This window comes from Mesorhizobium sp., from assembly GCF_004963255.1.
Classification (GTDB): Bacteria; Pseudomonadota; Alphaproteobacteria; order Rhizobiales; family Rhizobiaceae; genus Mesorhizobium.
This window is the reverse complement of sequence record NZ_SUGA01000025.1, coordinates 74467-92288: the sequence shown is the minus strand read 5'-3', so window position 1 is coordinate 92288 and position 17822 is coordinate 74467. Positions and strand designations below refer to the sequence as shown.

Below are 17822 nucleotides of genomic sequence, written 5' to 3'. Positions count from 1 at the left end.
AGCTGCCAATCTCCCCCCTTGTGGGGGAGATGTCCGGCAGGACAGAGGGGGGCGCCGTAGAGCGCCCTCACTGGCCTATCGGACTCTTCGACCTGGGTGAAGGCCACGCCCTCGGCATCGCCCTGCCCTACGGCAGCATGCCAGCCCAACCCCTCATCGACCTCGCCCGAGAATCAGCGAATCTCGGCGCCACCGAAATCCGCCTCGCCGCAGGCCGCGCCCTGCTTGTCCTCGGTCTCTCCCCATCCGCCTGCGCCTCGCTGCACTCCTCCGCCGCCACGCTCGGCTTCGTCACCGACCCCACCGACCCTCGCACCCGCATCGCCGCCTGTCCCGGCACGCCGGCCTGCACCTCCGGCCGCATCGCTACCCGCGCCATCGCCGAGACGATCGCAAGGGAAAGTCCCGATCTCCTCGACGCCTCCCTCACCCTCCACGTTTCCGGCTGCGCCAAGGGCTGCGCGCATCCGGGCACAGCCGCACTGACATTGGTCGGCGACGAAAACGGAGCCGGACTTGTCGTGGACGGGACGGCAAAGGCCCTTCCTGCCGGATACAGGCCGGGCTATGACGCCGCGCGCGGCATCGCCGACATTGCCGGGGCGCTCCACCGTGAACGACATCAAGGCGAAACCGTCGCCGCCTGCCTCACAAGGCTTGGCGCTGCCGGCATCGCCGAACTCTATCGACGGAACCAGTAAATGGCCGCCTACGACTATATCCATGACGGGATGGCGATCTACGAGCGCTCTTTCGCCATCATCCGCGCCGAGGCTGACCTGTCGCGCTTCTCCGAGGCGGAAGCCGATGTCGCGATCCGCATGATCCATGCCTGCGGCCAGGTCGAGGCCGCCAGCCATTTCGTCTTCTCCGACGGTTTCGTCGAAGCGGCCCGTACCGCCCTCGCCGCCGGTGCGCCGATCTTCTGCGATGCCGAGATGGTCGCGCATGGCGTCACCCGCGCCCGGCTGCCGGCCGGCAACGAGGTGATCTGCACGCTGCGCGACCCGCGCACGCATGACATCGCCAAAGAAATCGGCAACACCCGCTCAGCGGCGGCGATCGACCTCTGGGGCGAGCGCATGGCCGGCTCGGTCGTCGCCATCGGCAATGCGCCGACCGCGCTCTTCTATCTTTTGGAAAAACTGCGCGACGGCGCGCCAAAGCCGGCCGCGATCATCGGCATGCCTGTCGGCTTCGTCGGTGCCGCAGAATCGAAAGATGCGCTGGCCGAGAATTCCTATGGCGTGCCCTATGCCATCGTGCGCGGCCGGCTGGGCGGCAGCGCCATGACCGCCGCCGCGCTCAATTCCCTGGCGAGGCCCGGCCTGTGAACACGATCATGAAAGGCCGTCTGGTCGGCGTCGGCACCGGTCCCGGGGATCCGGAGCTGCTGACGCTGAAGGCCGCGCGCGCGCTGGCCGAGGCCGATGTCGTCGCCTATTTCGCCAAGCGCGGCAACAACAGCAATGCGCGCGCCATCGTCGAGGCGCGCTTCCGGCCGGACATGATCGAGCTGCCGCTGCTCTATCCGGTGACGACCGAGATCGACAAGGATCACGACGAGTACCGTTCGCAGATCACCGATTTCTACGAGCAGTCGGCCGAACAGGTCGCCGAGCATCTCGGCGCCGGCAGGATGGTGGCCGTGCTGTCGGAGGGCGATCCGCTTTTCTACGGCTCCTACATGCATCTGCATGTGCGCCTGGCACATCGCTTCCCGACCGAAGTCATCCCCGGCATCACCGCCATGTCCGGCTGCTGGTCGGCCACTGGCCTGCCGATCGTCCAGGGCGACGACGTGCTGACCGTGCTGCCGGGCACGATGAGTGAATTCGAGCTGTCTCGTCGCCTCGCCGACACCGATGCCGCCGTGATCATGAAGGTCGGCCGCAATTTGCCGAAGATCCGACGCGCGCTGGAAGCGACCGGCAAGCTGGCCAAGGCTGTCTATGTCGAGCGCGGCACCATGCCGGGCAGCGTTTCGATGCGACTTGCCGACAAGCCGGACGACAAGGCCCCCTATTTCGCCATCGTGCTGGTCGCCGGCTGGTCGGCCAAGCCTGGGGCCAAGCAATGAGCGGCCGCCTCACCGTCATCGGGCTCGGACCCGGCAATGCCGACCAGGTCACGCCGCAGGCTGCGAATGCCGTCGCCGAGGCTTCCTTCTTCTACGGCTACAAGCCCTATCTCGACCGGCTGGAGCTGCGGCCGGATCAGACCCGCATCGCCTCCGACAACCGCGAGGAGCTCGCCCGCTCCAACGAGGCGCTGGCCAAGGCCGCCGAAGGCCACGACGTCGCCGTCGTTTCCGGCGGCGATCCTGGCGTCTTCGCCATGGCCGCGGCCGTCTGCGAGGCGATCGAAGCCGGCCCCGCCGAATGGCGCGCCATCGACCTCGCTGTCGTCCCCGGCGTCACCGCCATGCTCGCGGTCGCCGCCCGCATCGGCGCGCCGCTCGGCCACGACTTCTGCGCCATCTCGCTCTCCGACAATCTGAAGCCCTGGGACCTGATCGAACTGCGCCTGCTGGCGGCTGCCGGCGCCGGCTTCGTCATCGCGCTCTACAACCCGATCAGCAAGGCCCGCCCCTGGCAACTCGGTCGCGCCTTCGAATGCCTGAAGGCGATCCTGCCCGGCACCACGCCGGTGATCTTCGGCCGCGCCGCCGGCCGGCCCGACGAGCGCATCGAGGTTTTCCTGCTGGCGGACGCCGATGCGGCAAAGGCCGACATGTCGACCTGCATCATCATCGGCTCGCCCGAGACCCGCATCATCAGGCGCGGCGAAAAACCGGCGCTGGTCTACACGCCGCGTTCGGCAACGGGCGCGAAAAGATGATCGACTTGGGCCGCCAGCGCTTCGACGGTTTCGGCCGAGGGCACGTCAGGCAGAGGCGGCCGACGGATCATGATCACCTCGATGCCGAGCGCCCGCGCGGCGGCGATCTTGCCATAGGTCGCCTCGCCGCCGCTGTTCTTGGAGACGACGGCATCGATCCCGTATTTTTCGAGCAGCGCTCGCTCATCCGCTTCCGGAAACGGTCCGCGCGCCAGCAGATAAAGCGCATCGGGCACGGCCAGCTGCGGCTCGACCGGGTCGACGCTGCGGATCAGGTAACAGTGCTGGGGCGCGGCCTCGAAGGCGCCGGCCTCCTGCCGCCCGATCGCGAGGAAAACGCGGCGCGGCGCCGTGCCGAGCGCCCTCGCCGCCTCAACGACACTGTCGACCAGCGTCCAGCGATCGCCCACGACAGGCTCCCAGCCGGGACGGCGCAGCGCCAGGATCGGCACACCGGACTGTCTGGACGCTTCGGCGGCATTGGCCGAGATGCGCGCGGCATATGGATGCGTGGCGTCGATCAGCACGTCGACGTGTTCCTCGCGAAGATAGGCGGCGAGCCCCTCCGCGCCGCCAAAGCCGCCGACACGCACCGGCACGCCTTGCGCGACCGGACTTTCGGTGCGGCCGGCCAGCGACAGCGTGACCGAGAAATCCGCACGACGGACGAGCTTTCCCGCCAATTGCCGGGCTTCCGTGGTTCCGCCGAGGATCAGAATGCGGTGGGTCATCATGCCTGCTAAGGATCCGCGCGCCGCCAAGCCCGCCTCAAAATGGCTCACCATCGTCGGCATCGGCGAGGACGGTGTAGCGGGTCTCGGCGACGAGGCCAAGCAGCGCATCGCGCAGGCGGACGTCGTTTTCGGCGGCAAGCGGCATCTCAGTCTTGTCGGGTCGCTGGCCAAGGGCCAAACCCGCCCATGGCCGACGCCCTTCGATGCCGAAATGCGCGACGTGCTGGCGCTCGCGGGCAAGCACGTCTGCGTGCTCGCGTCCGGCGACCCATTCTTTCACGGCGTCGGCGTCACGCTGGCGCGCAAGGTGAAGCCGGACGAGATGCTCGTTCTCCCGGCGCCGTCGTCTCTATCACTGGCAGCCTCCCGCCTCGGCTGGGCCTTGCAGGACGTCGAGACGATCTCACTCCACGGCCATTCGATCGACCTGATCCGCCCCCTGCTCCAACCCGGCGCGCGCATCCTTGCCCTGACATCGGACGGCGACGCGCCTGCGGCGATCGCCAGGCTGCTCGACGAACTCGGCTTCGGCCCTTCGCGGCTGACGGTCCTCGAAGCGCTCGGCGGTGCCGATGAAGCGCGTCGCACCACCTGCGCCGACGCCTTCGATCTCAAAAACATCAATCCGCTCAATGTGCTGGCGCTCGAAGTTGAATCAACGCCGGATGCGCGCATCCTGCCCTTGACCGTCGGCCTTGCCGACCACCTGTTCGAGCATGACGGCCAGATCACCAAGCGAGAGGTCCGCGCCATCACGCTGTCGGCGCTGGCGCCAAAGCGCGGCGAGCTGCTGTGGGACATCGGCGCGGGCTCCGGCTCGATCGGCATCGAATGGATGATGGCGCATCCTTCGCTGCGCGCATTCGCCATCGAATCCAATGGCGAACGCGCCGCGCGCATCGCCCGCAATGCCGCGCATTGCGGCGTGCCGGGCCTTGTCGTGGTCGAAGGCTCGGCGCCCAAGGCGCTGGCCAAGCTTGAAACGCCAGATGCGATCTTTATCGGCGGCGGCGGCAGCGATGACGGCGTGCTGGAGAAAGCGATCAAGGCGCTCCGTCCCGGCGGCCGGCTCGTCGCTAATGCGGTGACGCTGGAAATGGAGGCGCTGCTGCTCGACCAGCACAACAGGCGCGGCGGCGACCTCACCCGCATCGCGCTGTCGCGCGCTGCACCTGTCGGCTCGATGCAAGCCTGGCGCCCGGCCATGCCAGTCACGCAGTGGAGCTGGATCAAGCCATGATGGTCGCGGGCATAGGCAGCCGCAAAGGTGTGAGCGTCGAAGACGTGCTGGCGGCGATCGAGACCGCGCTTGAAGCGCATGGCCTCGCGATGACGGCGCTTTCGGCCCTGGCGACGACCGAATTCAAACGCAACGAAGAAGCCATTTTCGCTGCCGGCCGTGAACTCAACCTTCCCGTAATAGTGGTTGATGCTTCCGGCTACGAACCGTCACTCCCCCTCACCCGGCCTCCGCTTCGGTCGGCCGACCTCTCCCCAAAGGGAGAGGAGATGACAGGCGCTGCCGCCAATCTCTTCTCCCCCACGGGGAGAAGGTGGCCCGAAGGGCCGGATGAGGGGGCGTCTCTGCTCAGTCATTCGGATCTCTCGCAGAGCCGCGCCGGCACGCCGTCGGTTTCGGAAGCGTCCGCGCTCGCCGTTGCCGGAGCCGGCGCAAGATTGCTCGGGCCTCGCACCGTGCTTGGCCCGGTCACCTGCGCCATCGCCATCAGCGGAGACGCGCCATGACGGTCCATTTCATCGGCGCCGGTCCGGGCGCGGCCGATCTCATCACCTTGCGCGGCGCGCGGCTGCTGGCCAGTTGCCCGGTCTGCCTCCATGCCGGCTCGATCGTCGCGCCGGAGTTGCTCGCGCATTGCGCGCCCGGCACGAGACTGGTCGATACCGCGCCGATGTCGCTCAACGAGATCGAGGCCGAATATGTCGCCGCGCACAAGGCCGGCCAGGATGTCGCGCGCCTACATTCCGGCGACCTCTCCGTTTGGAGCGCGGTAGCCGAACAGATCAGGCGGCTGGAAAAGCACGGCATCCCCTACACGCTGACCCCAGGCGTGCCTTCCTTCGCGGCAGCAGCGGCAGCACTTCGCCGCGAGCTCACCATCCCCGAGCTCGCGCAAAGCCTGGTGCTGACCCGCATGTCCGGCCGCGCTTCGAAAATGCCGCCGGGCGAGACGCTGGCGGGCTTCGGCCGCACCGGCGCCACGCTTGCCATCCATCTTGCCATCCACGCCATCGACCGCATCGTCGCCGAGCTGACGCCGCTCTACGGCGCCGAATGCCCGGTCGCGGTCGTCTTCCGCGCCTCCTGGCCTGACGAGCGCATCCTGACCGGGACGCTCGGCACCATCGAAGCGCAATTGGCGCAGAACCCGATGGAGCGCACGGCGATCATCTTCGTCGGCAGCGCGCTTGCCACGCAGGATTTCGGCGAAAGCTCACTCTACGACGCCCACTACCAGCGGCGTTTTCGCGGACGGGATGGATTGTGAACGGCAGCGCCAACATGAACGGACGGGCTACGGTTGAGCAGGCGCTGGCGCGGCTGAACTTCAAGCCGCGTGAGCTGAAACCGGGCCATGTCTGGCTGGCCGGCGCCGGCCCCGGAGATCCCGGCTCCCTGACGCTGGAGGTGCTGGCGGCGCTCGGGCAATGCGACGCGCTCGTCTATGACGCGCTGGTCTCGCCCGACGTCGTGGCTGTCGCTCAAGGAGCCGAACTCTTCTACGCCGGAAAACGCGGCGGCCAGCCTTCGATGAAGCAGGACGACATCAACGCCCTGCTGGTGCGGCTGGCGCGCGAGGGCCGCCGCGTCGTGCGGCTCAAGGGCGGCGATCCCTATATTTTCGGCCGTGGCGGTGAAGAGGCCTTGGCATTGGCGGGCGAGAAAATCCCGTTCCGGGTGCTTTCCGGCCTGACCTCCGGTCTCAGCGCGCTGGCCGCGACCGGCATTCCCGCCACCATGCGGGGCATCAACAAGGCCGTCATCCTGGCGACCGGCCATGCGGCGGGCACCGATGACGATATCGACTGGGCTGCCATCGCCCGCACCGGACAGCCGGTCGTGGTCTATATGGGCATGGCCAATTTGCCGGTGATCGCGGCAAAGCTGCTCGAGGGCGGCCTCGCGCCGTCGACCCCCGCCGCGGTGATCGTCGCGGCGACCACGCCCCAGGAACGTATCGTCGTCGCCACGCTCGCCACCATCGCGGACGAAGCCGCGGCCGCCGGGCTGGCTTCGCCGGCGCTGATCGTCGTCGGCGGCATCGTCGCCATGCGCGCGGCACTGACGGGCGACGCATGACGGCGCGCGCGATCATCATCGGCGCGCCGCGCTCCGGCTCGGGCAAGACCAGCGTCACCATCGGCCTGTTGCGCGCGCTTGCCCGGCGCGGCCTGAAAGTACGCGGCGCGAAGTCCGGACCGGACTATATCGACCCCGGCTTCCACACCGCCGCCACAGGCCTCTCCGGCGTCAACCTCGACAGCTGGGCGATGTCGCCTTCCCTGCTCAACGCGCTGGCGGCCCAGGCCGCGGATGACGCCGAATACGTCATCCTCGAAAGCGCGATGGGCCTGTTCGACGGCATTCCCGCGCCGGAAGGCCGCTCCGGCTCGGCTGCCGATCTCGCCAGGCTCTACGGCCTGCCGGTGCTTCTGGTGCTCGACGTTTCCGGACAGTCGACCACGGCCGCCGCCGTCGCCAAGGGTTTCGCCACTTACGATCCGGATGTGCGCATGGCCGGCGTCGTGCTCAACCGCCTCGGCAGCGAACGCCACCGGCGGCTGTCCGGCGACGCCATCGAGGCGATCGGCCTGCCGGTGGTCGGTGCCATCCTGCGCGATCCGACGCTCAACCTGCCGGAGCGGCATCTCGGCCTCGTCCAGGCCGGCGAGTACGAGAACCTGATGGCGCATCTCGACCGGCTGGCCGACACGGTCGAGAAATCGCTCGACATCGACGCCATCCTCGCGCTGGCGACACCTCTGCAGCCCTCGTCCGGCGGCTTTGCCGACGCCTTGCAACCTCCCGGGCAGCGCATCGCGTTGGCGGAAGACGCCGCCTTCACCTTCCTCTACCCACATATCGCCACGCATTGGCGAAAGGCTGGCGCCGAGATCGTGCCTTTTTCGCCGCTGGCCGACGAATCGCCAGACGAAGGCTGCGATGTCTGCTGGCTGCCCGGCGGCTATCCGGAACTGCATGCCGGCAAGCTTGCGGCCGCGACCAACTTCCAGGCGGGAATGGCGCGCTTTGCGGCGACGAAGCCGGTTCACGGCGAGTGCGGCGGCTTCATGGTGCTGGGCGAAGGACTGGAAGACGCGGAGGGGACAAGCCACAGGATGCTCGGCCTGCTTGGCCATTCGACCAGCTTCGCCAGGCGCAAGATGAATCTCGGCTATCGCGAGGCTAGGCTCCGCGCCGCCTGCCCGCTGGGACCGGAAGGCACGCTGATCCGCGGCCACGAATTCCACTATGCGCAGATGACGGCCACCGGCAATGACGAGTCCTTGGCCGATCTTGCCGATGGTCAGGGCAACCTGCTCGGCGCTTCCGGCTACCGGCGCGGCCATGTCAGCGGCACCTTCTTCCACGCCATTGCGAGGGGTGCATGAGCGGCCCTTCCGCGCCCCGGCAAGTGCTTGACGATATCGGGCTCAGCCTCGTCTTCTTCACCAGGCTGAGGCTGCCCTCGAGCGACTTCGGCGGCCGCAGCCTGGCGGACGCGATCTGGGCGGCGCCCTTTGCCGGCCTCGCGGTGGCGATCATCGGCGCGCTCGCCTACGCCATCGCCTACAGCATGGGTCTTGCCACCGGTCCTGCTGCGGCGCTCACGCTCGCCGCGACCATGCTCGCCACCGGCTGCTTGCATGAGGACGGGCTTTCCGACATCGCTGACGGCTTTTGGGGCGGCAGGACGCGCGACAGGAAGCTGGAGATCATGCGCGACAGCCGCATCGGCGCCTATGGCGCGGCCGCGCTTGGGCTGTCGCTGCTTATCCGCTGGAGCGCGCTGTCCGAACTCGCCGGTCCCGGCCACATCTTTCTGGCGCTGCTCGCCGCGCACGCCGCTTCACGCGGGCTTTTCGGCGCCTTCATGCATCTTCTGCCGCCGGCCCGCAGCGACGGTCTGTCGGCGAATGCGGGCACCGTCACCACCGTGACCGCCATCATCGGCGCTGCGCTCGGCGCGGTGGCGCTGCTGGCGCTTGGCCTTGGCGGCGCGATCGCCGCACTCATCCTGCTCGGCCTGGTCTTCGCGGGCTTCCGCGCGCTTTGCCTCAGCCAGATCGGCGGCCAGACCGGCGACACGATCGGCGCCCTGCAGCAACTCGGCGAGATCGCCGTTCTTCTCGTCGCTTCCGTTTGCCTTTCCTGATTCTCTTTCGGAGACCTTGCCCCCATGTCCCCCCAATCAACGTCCTTCAAATCGCTCGAAGACCTTCGCGCCGCCTGCCTCGATCTCTCCAATGGCAGCGACACCGCCGCCGCTGCCGTGGCCAGGCGCCAGGACACGCTGACCAAGCCGCCGGGCAGCCTCGGCCGGTTGGAGACGACCGCCGCCTGGCTGGCCCGTTGGCAGGGCCGCGACATGCCGGAGCTCGGCAATGTGAAAGTGATCGTCTTCGCCGGCAATCACGGCGTCACGGCGCAGGGCGTCTCGGCCTATCCGTCGGAAGTGACGGTACAGATGGTGGCGAATTTCGCCGGCGGCGGTGCCGCCATCAACCAATTGGCCCGCATTGCCGGCGCCAAGCTCGATGTGATCCCGCTCGATCTTGACCATCCGACCGGCGATTTTACGCAGGTTCCGGCGATGGACGAAAAGGCCTTTCTCGCTGCCGTCTCGGCCGGTTACGACGCGGTTACCAAGGATCTCGATCTCGTCTGTTTCGGCGAGATGGGCATCGGCAACACCACCCCGGCGGCCGCGATCTCGACGGCGCTGTTCGGCGGCGGCGCGGAAAAATGGACCGGACGCGGAACCGGCGTCGACGATGCCGGCATGAAGCGCAAGGTGGTGGCGATCGAAGCGGGCCTCAAGCGCCACGCCGATTCGCTGTCCGACCCGTTGAAGATTGCCGCTGCCCTTGGCGGACGCGAGCTCGCCGCCATTCTCGGCGCCACGCTCGCCGCGCGCAAGAACAACGTGCCGGTACTGCTCGACGGTTTTGTGTGCACCGCCGCCGCCGCTCCGCTCGCAAGGCTGCATCCAACTGGCCTCGCCCATACCATCGCCGCCCATGTCTCGGCGGAAGCCGGCCACCGCCGCCTGCTCGAAGCGCTCGGCCTGCCGCCGCTGCTCGATCTCGGCATGCGGCTCGGCGAAGGCTCAGGCGCCTGCCTCGCCGTCAACATCGTCCGCTCGGCGCTGGAGTGCCATACGAGGATGGCTAGCTTTGCCGAGGCGGGGGTTTCGGAGAAGTAACAGGACTTCCCAATAGATTGGCCCGCAATCTTCAGTTCCTCAAATCGGCTTAAAATTTATCTAAATTTGGCGGATTTTGCCTGCCGCACTGATTTGATCTCGGATCAAATCAAGATCAGCTTACGATTAATTTCAGATGATTTGTGATTATCATCACAGATCAAATACCGATGCCGTGCCAAATCACACATCGTGATCATTCCAGTGTTGAGATTGATTCAGAAACGGAGGAAGGCATGGCTCGCTCGATTAGAGTGCTGTATCGGGGAATGAAAGGCACAATTCGTCAGAACTTCAATTGGGACCCGATCAACTTAGACTCTACGGTGATCATAACAGCAGCGGAATTTATACCTGCCTTCGGTGGCTTTGGTGGCGGACCGAAGACGCTTGGGCGCCCAAATCTTGGCGCCGCTAATGTTTATGTGACCAATGTTGGCCCCCACGGCGTGGCCGGCGGGGAAGCAGGAGGCGTTGAATTCCTTCTTCATGTCGACTGGGATAGTCCGTTGGACATCGTTGCAACCATCACCGTTCTGGATGACATCGAGGAATTCTTCCAGGCGTAGCGGACATCTTCCGTGGCCTGGTGCGGCATTGGCACTTACGGATTGATCCTGCGATCGCCGGTTGGGCAGCAATCGTCATGAGAGCTGTCTGACAGGCGATCGTTGCAGGTCTTGGGCCTTAACGGCTCAATCCGCCGCGAAGACGGGCTAAAAGGAGAAATACCATCGGAAAATTTGGTGGGTGTGCACAGGATCGAACTGTGGACCCGCTGATTAAGAGTCAGCTGCTCTACCAACTGAGCTACACACCCACACCGCCGGGAAAACCAGCGTCGGCGGCGCATATAGCCGCCGCTTTCGGGGATGTCTAGCCCTGCCGGATCATTTCCCGACAAATCGCTGAATTGCCGCAGGCATCAGACAAAAAGCTTGCCTTCGGCCATCTTGATCGCATGGCCGCCGATGCGCGCCGAGGCCAGTTTTCCGCCATCGACATTGAGTTCCAGCCGGATGCGCGAGGGCCGGCCCATTTCAAGGCCCTGCTCGATCCACAGCTGCGATATGCCGTCGGTCGGGGCGTCGAAATGCATGATGGCGCCGGCAAAGGCCGCGGCAGCCGAACCGGTCGCGGGATCTTCGTAGGACGGCGTGCCGGGCACGATCATGCGGACATGGAACGCGCTGTCATGATGCACCGTCTCGCGGCAATAGACATACGGGCTGGCGAAGGCCCATTCGCTCTTGCGCGGCGCCAATTCCGACCATGCCTGGTTGTCGAGCCTGATCTTGGCCGCCTCCTTCAGCCCGGCAACGGGAATCGTCACATAAGGCACGCCGGCCGACCAGAAGGCGACGCGGTGATTCTCGAAGCCGATCTCGTGCGGGGCAAGGCCGAGCGCCGCGCCGATCGCTTCCGGATCGGCCTTGAGCTCCAACGGTTCCGGCAGTTTCGCCAGGTCGAACTCGGCGAAGGTCGAGCCGTCATGCTTGCTCACCGCGCAACGCACCGGCCCAATATTCTCCTCCAGCACGAAAATGCCGGCCTCCTCCTCGGCGAGTTCCGCCAGCGCGATCGCCGAGCCGACCGTCGGATGCCCGGCGAAAGGCATTTCATAGTCAGGCGTGAAGATGCGGATACGGTTGCGGTGCTTGGGATTGTCCGGAGGCAGCACGAACACCGTCTCCGACAGATTGAATTCGCGCGCGATCGCCTGCATGCCGGCAGTGTCGAGCCCATCGCTGTCGAGCACCACCGCAAGCGGATTTCCGGCCAGCCTTTCGGTGGTAAACACATCGTAAAGCAAGTAATTGCGCGTCATGGAGAAAACCTTTCGCCTCGCCCCGAATTTCTGCCCCAATCCCAACATGAGGGAAATTTAATTTGAAATTCGAACCTCAAAGCCTGATCTGTGCACGGACAGGGACATCGATTTCCAGCATAGGGGTCCGGGGTGGACCAGGTTGTCAATCCGCCAACGGCGGAATCCGGTACTTCCATAGAGGCCGCGCTCAGCCTCGACCGCAAGGGCGTAAGCCGCAAGCGCCGCCGCCTCTGGCTTTACGCCCTGCTGGCGATAGCAGTCGCCGCGGCCGGCGTCGCCCTTTATCAATGGTACGCCGCGGCACCCCCCAGGATTGAATACACCACCGTGCCGGCGGCGACCGCGGACCTTACCGTCGAAGTATCCGCCACCGGCACGCTGCAGCCGCTGACCCAGGTCGACATCTCCAGCGAGCTTTCCGGCATCGTCCGCTCCGTTGCGGTCAATGAAAACCAGCAGGTCAAGAAGGGCGACGTGCTGGCGACGCTCGATACCGCCAAGCTCGAGGTCCAGATCGAGCGCGCCACCGCCTCCGCCAAGGCAGCTGCAGCTGCCGTCGAGGACGCCAAGGTGACCTTGCAGGAAAACGAGAACGCGGTGGTGCGCGCGAGCGCGCTGACCAGGCGCGGCATGGCGACGGACCAGTCGCTCGAAGCGGCGACCGCGACGCGCGACCGCTCGAAGGCGGCGCTCGACAGCGCCGAGGCCAATCTCGCCATCGCCCAGGCCGACCTCAAGGCGCAGCAGACAGACCTGGCGAAAAGCACCATCTATGCGCCGATCGACGGCATCGTGCTCACGCGTTCGGTCGACCCCGGCCAGACGGTCGCGTCCTCGCTGCAGGCGCCGGTGCTGTTCGTCATCGCCGCTGACTTGAGGAACATGGAATTGCGGGCGGCGGTCGACGAGGCCGATATCGGCCAGGTCAAACCCGGCCAGCATGCCCGCTTCACCGTCGATGCCTTCCCGGACCGTCCCTTCGACGCCGAGATTCGCGACATCTCCTATGCCTCGGTCACCACCGATGGCGTCGTCACCTACAATGCGCGCCTTGAGGTCGACAATGGCGAGCTTTTGCTCAGGCCCGGCATGACGGCGACGGTCTCAGTCGTCACAAGGCAGGCCAAGGGCGTGCTTACCGTTCCCTCGACGGCGTTCCGCTATCGCCCGATGCAACAGGCGGCGCGCGGTTGGAGCCTGAGCGACCTCTTCACCGGCCGCATGGGCCGCCCAAACCGGCAGCGCGAGGCAACGAAGGCGCCAACCGACGGCTCGCGCACGCTCTATGTGCTGGAGAACGAAAGGCCGCATCCGGTCAATGTCAAGGTCGGCTCGACCGACGGCGAGCTGACCGAGATCACCTCCGGCCTCGACGCGGGCGCTCAAGTCATCACCGGCGCGCAGCAGCGGAGCTGACGACATGTCGGCTCCTTTGCTCATCACCTTCGACAAGGTCTGGAAGAGCTATGGCGAGGGCGAGGCCCGCGTGCATGCGCTGGCCGGCGTCGATCTCGCGATACGCCGCGGCGAATTCGTCGCCATCATGGGCCCCTCCGGTTCTGGCAAGTCGACGGCGATGAACATCATCGGCTGCCTCGACACACCGACCGCCGGGACCTACTCCTTCATGGGCGTCGATGCGGGCCGCCTCGACCGCAACCGCCGCGCGCTTTTGCGCAACCTTTATGTCGGCTTCGTCTTCCAGGGCTACAACCTTCTGCCGCGCACCACCGCTGCGGAAAATGTCGAGCTGCCGCTGATCTATCGCGGCGTCGCCGCGCGCGAGCGCCGGGATCTGGCCATGCAGGCGCTGGCCGAGGTCGGGCTTGTCGGGCGCGAGCACCACACCCCCGCCGAGCTGTCGGGCGGCCAGCAGCAGCGTGTGGCGATCGCCCGCGCCATCGTCACCAGGCCGACGCTGCTCGTCGCCGACGAGCCGACCGGCAATCTCGACACCGCGCGCACGCATGAGATCATGGAGCTGCTGACAAGGCTCAATGCCGAGCTCGGGCTCTCCATCGTCATGGTCACACATGAGGCCGATGTCGCGGACTATGCCGGCCGCACCATTCGCTTCCTCGACGGCCATGTCGCCTCCGACACGTTGAAAGCGGAGGAAGCCGCATGATCTGGGAGACCGTCCGCCTTTCGCTGCGCTCGATCCGCCGCAACGTACTGCGCTCGTTCCTGACGCTGCTTGGCATCGTCATCGGCGTCGCCGCCGTCATCGCCATGGTCACCATCGGCTCCGGCACGACGGAGAAGGTCAAGGCCGACATCTCTAAGCTCGGCAGCAACCTGCTTGTCGTCCGCGCCGGCCGGCCGGCGGGGCCCGGCGGGCCGGGAGGTCTCGACCAGGCGGTGCGGCCGCTGGCAGAAAAGGATGTCACCGCGCTCGTCGCGCATCTGAGCGGCGCGCGCGCGATTTCGCCTGCCTCGCAAAAACAGGTCCGCGTCATCTTCGGCACCGAGAGCCTGACCTCGGGCGTGACCGGCACGGACAGCGCCTATCTCGACGCCCGCGACTGGAAGCTGGTGTCGGGGCGGCCGTTCAGCGATTCCGAAACGCGCGCCGGCACCGGTGTCTGCCTGATCGGCGAGACGGTGCGCCAGCAATTCTTCGGCGCCGGCGATCCGGAGGGCGAGATCATCCGCGTCAACCGCACCTCCTGCAAGATCATCGGCCTGCTCGAGCCCAAGGGCTATACCGGCTTCGGCCAGGACCAGGACAATGTCGTGCTGATGCCGCTGCACGCCTATCAGCGGCGCATCGCCGGCAACCGCGACATCGACAACATCTACATCGCCGCCGACGACCGCACGCCGACCAGCGAGCTGCAGCCGCGCGTCGAGGACATTTTGCGCGACACGCGCCGCATCACGCCTGACCGCGATCCCGATTTCGCCATCCGCGACATGACCCAGATCGCCGACGCCATGACCAGCGCCACGACCACCATGACCGGCATGCTGGGCGCCGTCGCCGGTGTCAGCCTCCTGGTCGGCGGCATCGGCATCATGAACATCATGCTGGTCTCGGTCACCGAGCGGACGCGCGAGATCGGCATCAGGCTGGCGATCGGCGCGCACGAAAAACACATCCTCATCCAGTTCCTGGTCGAGGCGACGGTGCTGTCGCTGCTCGGCGGCATCATCGGCATCCTGATCGGCCTGTCACTGGCCGGCCTCGCCTCGATGGCGCTGACGATACCGTTCGCGCCGAGCCCCGCCGTCATCCTGCTCGCCGTCGCCTTCTCCGCGCTGATCGGCATGGTGTTCGGCTTTTTCCCGGCGCTGCGCGGCGCCCGCCTCGATCCGATCGACGCGCTGCGGCACGAATAGCACCCGGCATCGCTCGGCTCTGTTGCCGCAAATCCTGCGGTGATAAAGCGGTCTCCTGGGAAACCTTGAAGGGGACGGACGAAATGAGCAGGAAGGCGCGTGTGATCCTCGCGGCAATTGTCGTCGAGGCGTTCCTGGGCGGCATCTGGTGGTATCTGGCCCGCTTCGGTCTGGCCAATCCCGACCGCGTCGCCCCCAACTTCCAGGAAGTGGTCGGCCAGACCATGGGCATGGCGATGGGCGCGCTCCTCGGCCTCTGCTTGATCCTTTTCCTTGTCGCCGCCCGCAATGACCGCAAGGCCGCGAAGCCGTGATCGTTCCGGCGCGCCGCTCGCGCGGTTGCTATTCGCTGTCGGCGAAGTGCCATTCGATCAGCGGTTTCATATGCCCCATAAGACCATCCGGCAGGTCGGCGGCGTTGCGGATTATGACTGGCCCCTCGATCTCCGGCTCGGCCTCGGCCGCGACGAAGGCGCTGATGCGCCGCGCCAGTTCGTCGGCCGGTTCGGCAACACGGTAGCGGCGGAAGATCACCGTGCCGCTCGCCGTCGATAGCGCGTAATAGCGCTGCCCACGCTCGGCCGCTGAAAGATCGAGCCCGGTCTCCTCCCCCACCTCGCGTATCATGTTGAAGTCGATATCGACCAGCCCGTCGCGAAAATCGGCCGGCTCGAACGAGCCGGCGGCGAAATAGACGCGGCCGGCATTGACCGTGTGCCAGCCCATGCGGATCGCCACCAGCGCATTGTCCCCGGCGACCAGCATGGCATGCGCATAGGCGTGCTCGGCGCCGGAATTCTCGCGCCGCTTACGCCACAGCATGAAGGTCGAATAATTGACCGCATGGCAGCGGCCGACGAGGCGGCTGTCCCGGTATGCCAGCTCGGAAAGCAGCACCACCGTGCCGTCGAACAGCGCCGGTTTGGCCGCGATCTCCTGGCGCCAGTTCTCGGCGATCGCCTCCGCATTGCTGACGGCGAAGGGATGCGGCCCGGGATCGAGGCGCACGTCAATCGCATCGACCGGCAGGATGACGTTGCGGGGCAGATCGAAACTCAAAGGGTCACGCCATGTCCAATGTGATCGCCACGGGGCAATGGTCCGACGCTTTCGGCCTGTCCCAGCCGGCGCGCGGGAAGCGCTCGACCTCCTGGCCCGCCGGGAAGATGGTGCGCCAGGGCTGGCCGTTGCGGATGATGTCGGGCACGGCGGTCGCGTTCTTCGCCGCCAGTGCCTTCGACAGGAGGATGTAATCGAGCTGGCAGAGATGCCGCTCCTCCGGGCCGCGCGTGTGGTAGAAGCTCCAGCGGTCCATCTCCGGCCGCCGCTCGACGACATTCTCGCAGAAGCCGCCGGCGGTCAGCACATTGATCGAGGACTGGGCCTCATCGACGACCTCGAAGCGATAGCCGTCGAAGCTGTCGCCCTCGATCCTCACACGCTGCCGGTAATCGTTCATGTCGCCGCAGATCGCCCAGCGCTTGTCGGCGGCATGGTCCTTGCCGAAACGCTCCTCGATGATGCGGCGCACGGCCTGCGCCTCGGCCATGCGCAGCGGCATTGTCGCCTCGCGGCCGTCCAGCCCGTTGCGCGGCGAGCCCATCGACTTGAAATGCACGAGATAGAGTGTCAGCGGCGCGCCGCCGACAGTGAGGTCGACCTCTAGGCAGTCCCGGCGAAAGATGCGATCGCTGGCCACATGCCCGAGCGCCGCAAGCTCCGGCGTGAAGAGGCCGAACCGCTCGAACGTGACATAGGCGTGGCTCGTCATGCGCACGAACTCGATCGGCTGGCCCTGCATGGTCTCGTTGCGCATCATCACCGCGACATCGATGCCGCGGGAGTCGTTGCCGGCCGTGGTGTATTTCTGACGGTAGCCCTGCCCGATCATCTTGAACAGATAGCCATATTCGAACGCCTTCAGCGCCTCGATATTGTCGACCTCCTGCATGCAGATGATGTCCGCGCGAGTGGCCGCGATGGCGAGCGCCGTCAACTGACGGGTGTCGTCGGACTGGGCGATCGCGCGGGCCTGCTCGAGGATCCGGTATTCCGCCTCGCTCTGGATGTCGAACAGCGCCAGCGTGCGGTCTTCATTGAGCTGGTTTCGATAGCCCGAGAAATCGAACCTGTTCATCAGGTTCTCGACATTGAAGGTGGCGAGGCGGAGCGACATGGCGGTGACCTTTGCGCGCAAGTGAGGCCGAAAACAAGAGCCGGGCGTATGCTCGTCATGGTTGATGGAACCTTTCCGTTCATCTTCCGTTCAGACGAAAAGTTCCAACAATAGCCCATTCCCGGGGTGCTCTGGGCGTGGGGCCTTTACTCCTTGGAGAGTGAAATGAAACCGCTGTTTTCTTCCTTCAGATCCGGGCTCTTAGCCTTGGGGCTCGTTGCGGGCGTGACCGCACCGTCGGTGGCCGGCCCGATCCTGCAGCCCGACCTCGGCGTCGCAACGAATACCGCCGCCCCGACGATCATTCCCGTGCGCGACAGCTGGGCTGGCGGCAACAACTACTCGCCGCAGATGTATGACTGGCGCTGGCGGCGCGGCGGCGAGTGGCGCGGCCGCGATTTCAGACGCGACGGCAACCGGCACTTCTCCCGCAACTGGGACCGCAACTGGGA

Annotated in this window: 19 protein-coding genes, 1 tRNA gene and 2 pseudogenes; 17 read left to right on the top strand and 5 right to left on the bottom strand. The window is 66.2% G+C overall.

The window, feature by feature from the left end:
* From E5X34_RS22775 to E5X34_RS22760, 4 genes and pseudogenes are all read left to right on the top strand, one after another.
* A pseudogene (locus E5X34_RS22775) lies at positions 1 to 727 on the top strand (precorrin-3B synthase); the annotation flags it as partial.
* Positions 702 to 1334, top strand: coding sequence for a precorrin-8X methylmutase (locus E5X34_RS22770; protein WP_292569134.1), 633 nt, complete (start codon positions 702 to 704; stop codon positions 1332 to 1334). The pseudogene E5X34_RS22775 and the gene E5X34_RS22770, both read left to right, overlap by 26 nt.
* Positions 1335 to 1342: 8 nt before the next feature.
* On the top strand, positions 1343 to 2080 hold the full coding sequence (locus E5X34_RS22765; RefSeq protein WP_292569131.1) for a precorrin-2 C(20)-methyltransferase: 738 nt from the start codon (positions 1343 to 1345) through the stop codon (positions 2078 to 2080).
* Complete coding sequence (locus tag E5X34_RS22760) at positions 2077 to 2841, top strand: precorrin-3B C(17)-methyltransferase (RefSeq protein WP_292569128.1); 765 nt, start codon at positions 2077 to 2079, stop codon at positions 2839 to 2841. The genes E5X34_RS22765 and E5X34_RS22760 overlap by 4 nt, the downstream gene beginning before the upstream one ends.
* Here the strand turns inward: E5X34_RS22760 and E5X34_RS22755 are convergent.
* Positions 2805 to 3572, bottom strand: a complete 768-nt coding sequence (locus tag E5X34_RS22755) for a cobalt-precorrin-6A reductase (protein WP_292569126.1) — start codon at positions 3570 to 3572, stop codon at positions 2805 to 2807. The two genes, E5X34_RS22760 and E5X34_RS22755, sit on opposite strands and share 37 nt — an antisense overlap.
* Position 3573: 1 nt before the next feature.
* Between E5X34_RS22755 and cbiE the strand changes: the two genes are divergently transcribed.
* The 8 genes from cbiE to E5X34_RS22715 all read left to right on the top strand — a co-directional run bounded on the left by cbiE (position 3574) and on the right by E5X34_RS22715 (position 10590).
* Entirely contained in the window at positions 3574 to 4815 is a 1242-nt protein-coding gene (gene cbiE / locus E5X34_RS22750) for a precorrin-6y C5,15-methyltransferase (decarboxylating) subunit CbiE (protein ID WP_292569123.1), read from the top strand.
* Positions 4812 to 5321: a cobalamin biosynthesis protein gene (locus E5X34_RS22745; RefSeq protein WP_292569120.1), complete on the top strand. Its 510-nt coding sequence runs from the start codon at positions 4812 to 4814 to the stop codon at positions 5319 to 5321. The genes cbiE and E5X34_RS22745 overlap by 4 nt, the downstream gene beginning before the upstream one ends.
* Complete coding sequence (cobM, locus tag E5X34_RS22740; protein WP_292569117.1) at positions 5318 to 6082, top strand: precorrin-4 C(11)-methyltransferase; 765 nt, start codon at positions 5318 to 5320, stop codon at positions 6080 to 6082. The genes E5X34_RS22745 and cobM overlap by 4 nt, the downstream gene beginning before the upstream one ends.
* Positions 6083 to 6096: 14 nt before the next feature.
* Complete coding sequence (gene cobA, locus E5X34_RS22735) at positions 6097 to 6894, top strand: uroporphyrinogen-III C-methyltransferase (RefSeq protein ID WP_292569114.1); 798 nt, start codon at positions 6097 to 6099, stop codon at positions 6892 to 6894.
* Positions 6891 to 8207, top strand: coding sequence for a cobyrinate a,c-diamide synthase (locus E5X34_RS22730; RefSeq protein WP_292569111.1), 1317 nt, complete (start codon positions 6891 to 6893; stop codon positions 8205 to 8207). Before cobA ends, E5X34_RS22730 begins: the two co-directional genes overlap by 4 nt.
* On the top strand, positions 8204 to 8971 hold the full coding sequence (locus tag E5X34_RS22725; RefSeq protein WP_292569108.1) for an adenosylcobinamide-GDP ribazoletransferase: 768 nt from the start codon (positions 8204 to 8206) through the stop codon (positions 8969 to 8971). Before E5X34_RS22730 ends, E5X34_RS22725 begins: the two co-directional genes overlap by 4 nt.
* A 24-nt stretch (positions 8972 to 8995) precedes the next feature.
* Entirely contained in the window at positions 8996 to 10021 is a 1026-nt protein-coding gene (gene cobT, locus E5X34_RS22720; RefSeq protein WP_292569105.1) for a nicotinate-nucleotide--dimethylbenzimidazole phosphoribosyltransferase, read from the top strand.
* Positions 10022 to 10257: 236 nt separating this feature from the next.
* On the top strand, positions 10258 to 10590 hold the full coding sequence (locus E5X34_RS22715; RefSeq protein WP_292569102.1) for a hypothetical protein: 333 nt from the start codon (positions 10258 to 10260) through the stop codon (positions 10588 to 10590).
* Between the two features lie 175 nt (positions 10591 to 10765).
* On the opposite strand, the gene E5X34_RS22710 is transcribed toward E5X34_RS22715, so the two are convergent.
* Together E5X34_RS22710 and E5X34_RS22705 are read right to left on the bottom strand one after the other, a co-directional pair.
* Positions 10766 to 10841: transfer RNA gene (locus E5X34_RS22710), tRNA-Lys, on the bottom strand.
* 105 nt (positions 10842 to 10946) lie between these two features.
* Positions 10947 to 11849, bottom strand: a complete 903-nt coding sequence (locus E5X34_RS22705; RefSeq protein ID WP_292569099.1) for a PhzF family phenazine biosynthesis protein — start codon at positions 11847 to 11849, stop codon at positions 10947 to 10949.
* Between the two features lie 132 nt (positions 11850 to 11981).
* Here E5X34_RS22705 and E5X34_RS22700 point away from each other — a divergent pair, with 132 nt between their 5' ends.
* The 4 genes from E5X34_RS22700 to E5X34_RS22685 all read left to right on the top strand — a co-directional run bounded on the left by E5X34_RS22700 (position 11982) and on the right by E5X34_RS22685 (position 15508).
* The gene (locus tag E5X34_RS22700) at positions 11982 to 13268 is read left to right on the top strand and encodes an efflux RND transporter periplasmic adaptor subunit (protein ID WP_292569096.1); all 1287 of its coding nucleotides are present in this window, start codon (positions 11982 to 11984) and stop codon (positions 13266 to 13268) included.
* A 4-nt stretch (positions 13269 to 13272) separates the two neighbouring features.
* Positions 13273 to 13980, top strand: coding sequence for an ABC transporter ATP-binding protein (locus tag E5X34_RS22695; protein ID WP_140655236.1), 708 nt, complete (start codon positions 13273 to 13275; stop codon positions 13978 to 13980).
* The gene (locus E5X34_RS22690) at positions 13977 to 15194 is read left to right on the top strand and encodes an ABC transporter permease (protein WP_292569091.1); all 1218 of its coding nucleotides are present in this window, start codon (positions 13977 to 13979) and stop codon (positions 15192 to 15194) included. The genes E5X34_RS22695 and E5X34_RS22690 overlap by 4 nt, the downstream gene beginning before the upstream one ends.
* Before the next feature lie 83 nt (positions 15195 to 15277).
* A complete protein-coding gene (locus tag E5X34_RS22685) occupies positions 15278 to 15508 on the top strand; it encodes a hypothetical protein (protein ID WP_292569088.1) in 231 nt (76 codons plus the stop codon).
* A 28-nt stretch (positions 15509 to 15536) separates the two neighbouring features.
* Here E5X34_RS22685 and E5X34_RS22680 read toward each other — a convergent pair whose 3' ends face one another.
* Both E5X34_RS22680 and E5X34_RS22675 read right to left on the bottom strand, forming a co-directional pair.
* Complete coding sequence (locus E5X34_RS22680) at positions 15537 to 16253, bottom strand: hypothetical protein (RefSeq protein WP_292569085.1); 717 nt, start codon at positions 16251 to 16253, stop codon at positions 15537 to 15539.
* A 4-nt stretch (positions 16254 to 16257) separates the two neighbouring features.
* On the bottom strand, positions 16258 to 17370 hold the full coding sequence (locus E5X34_RS22675) for an endonuclease/exonuclease/phosphatase family protein (RefSeq protein WP_292569082.1): 1113 nt from the start codon (positions 17368 to 17370) through the stop codon (positions 16258 to 16260).
* Positions 17371 to 17535: 165 nt separating this feature from the next.
* Here E5X34_RS22675 and E5X34_RS22670 point away from each other — a divergent pair.
* A pseudogene (locus E5X34_RS22670) lies at positions 17536 to 17822 on the top strand (BA14K family protein); the annotation flags it as partial.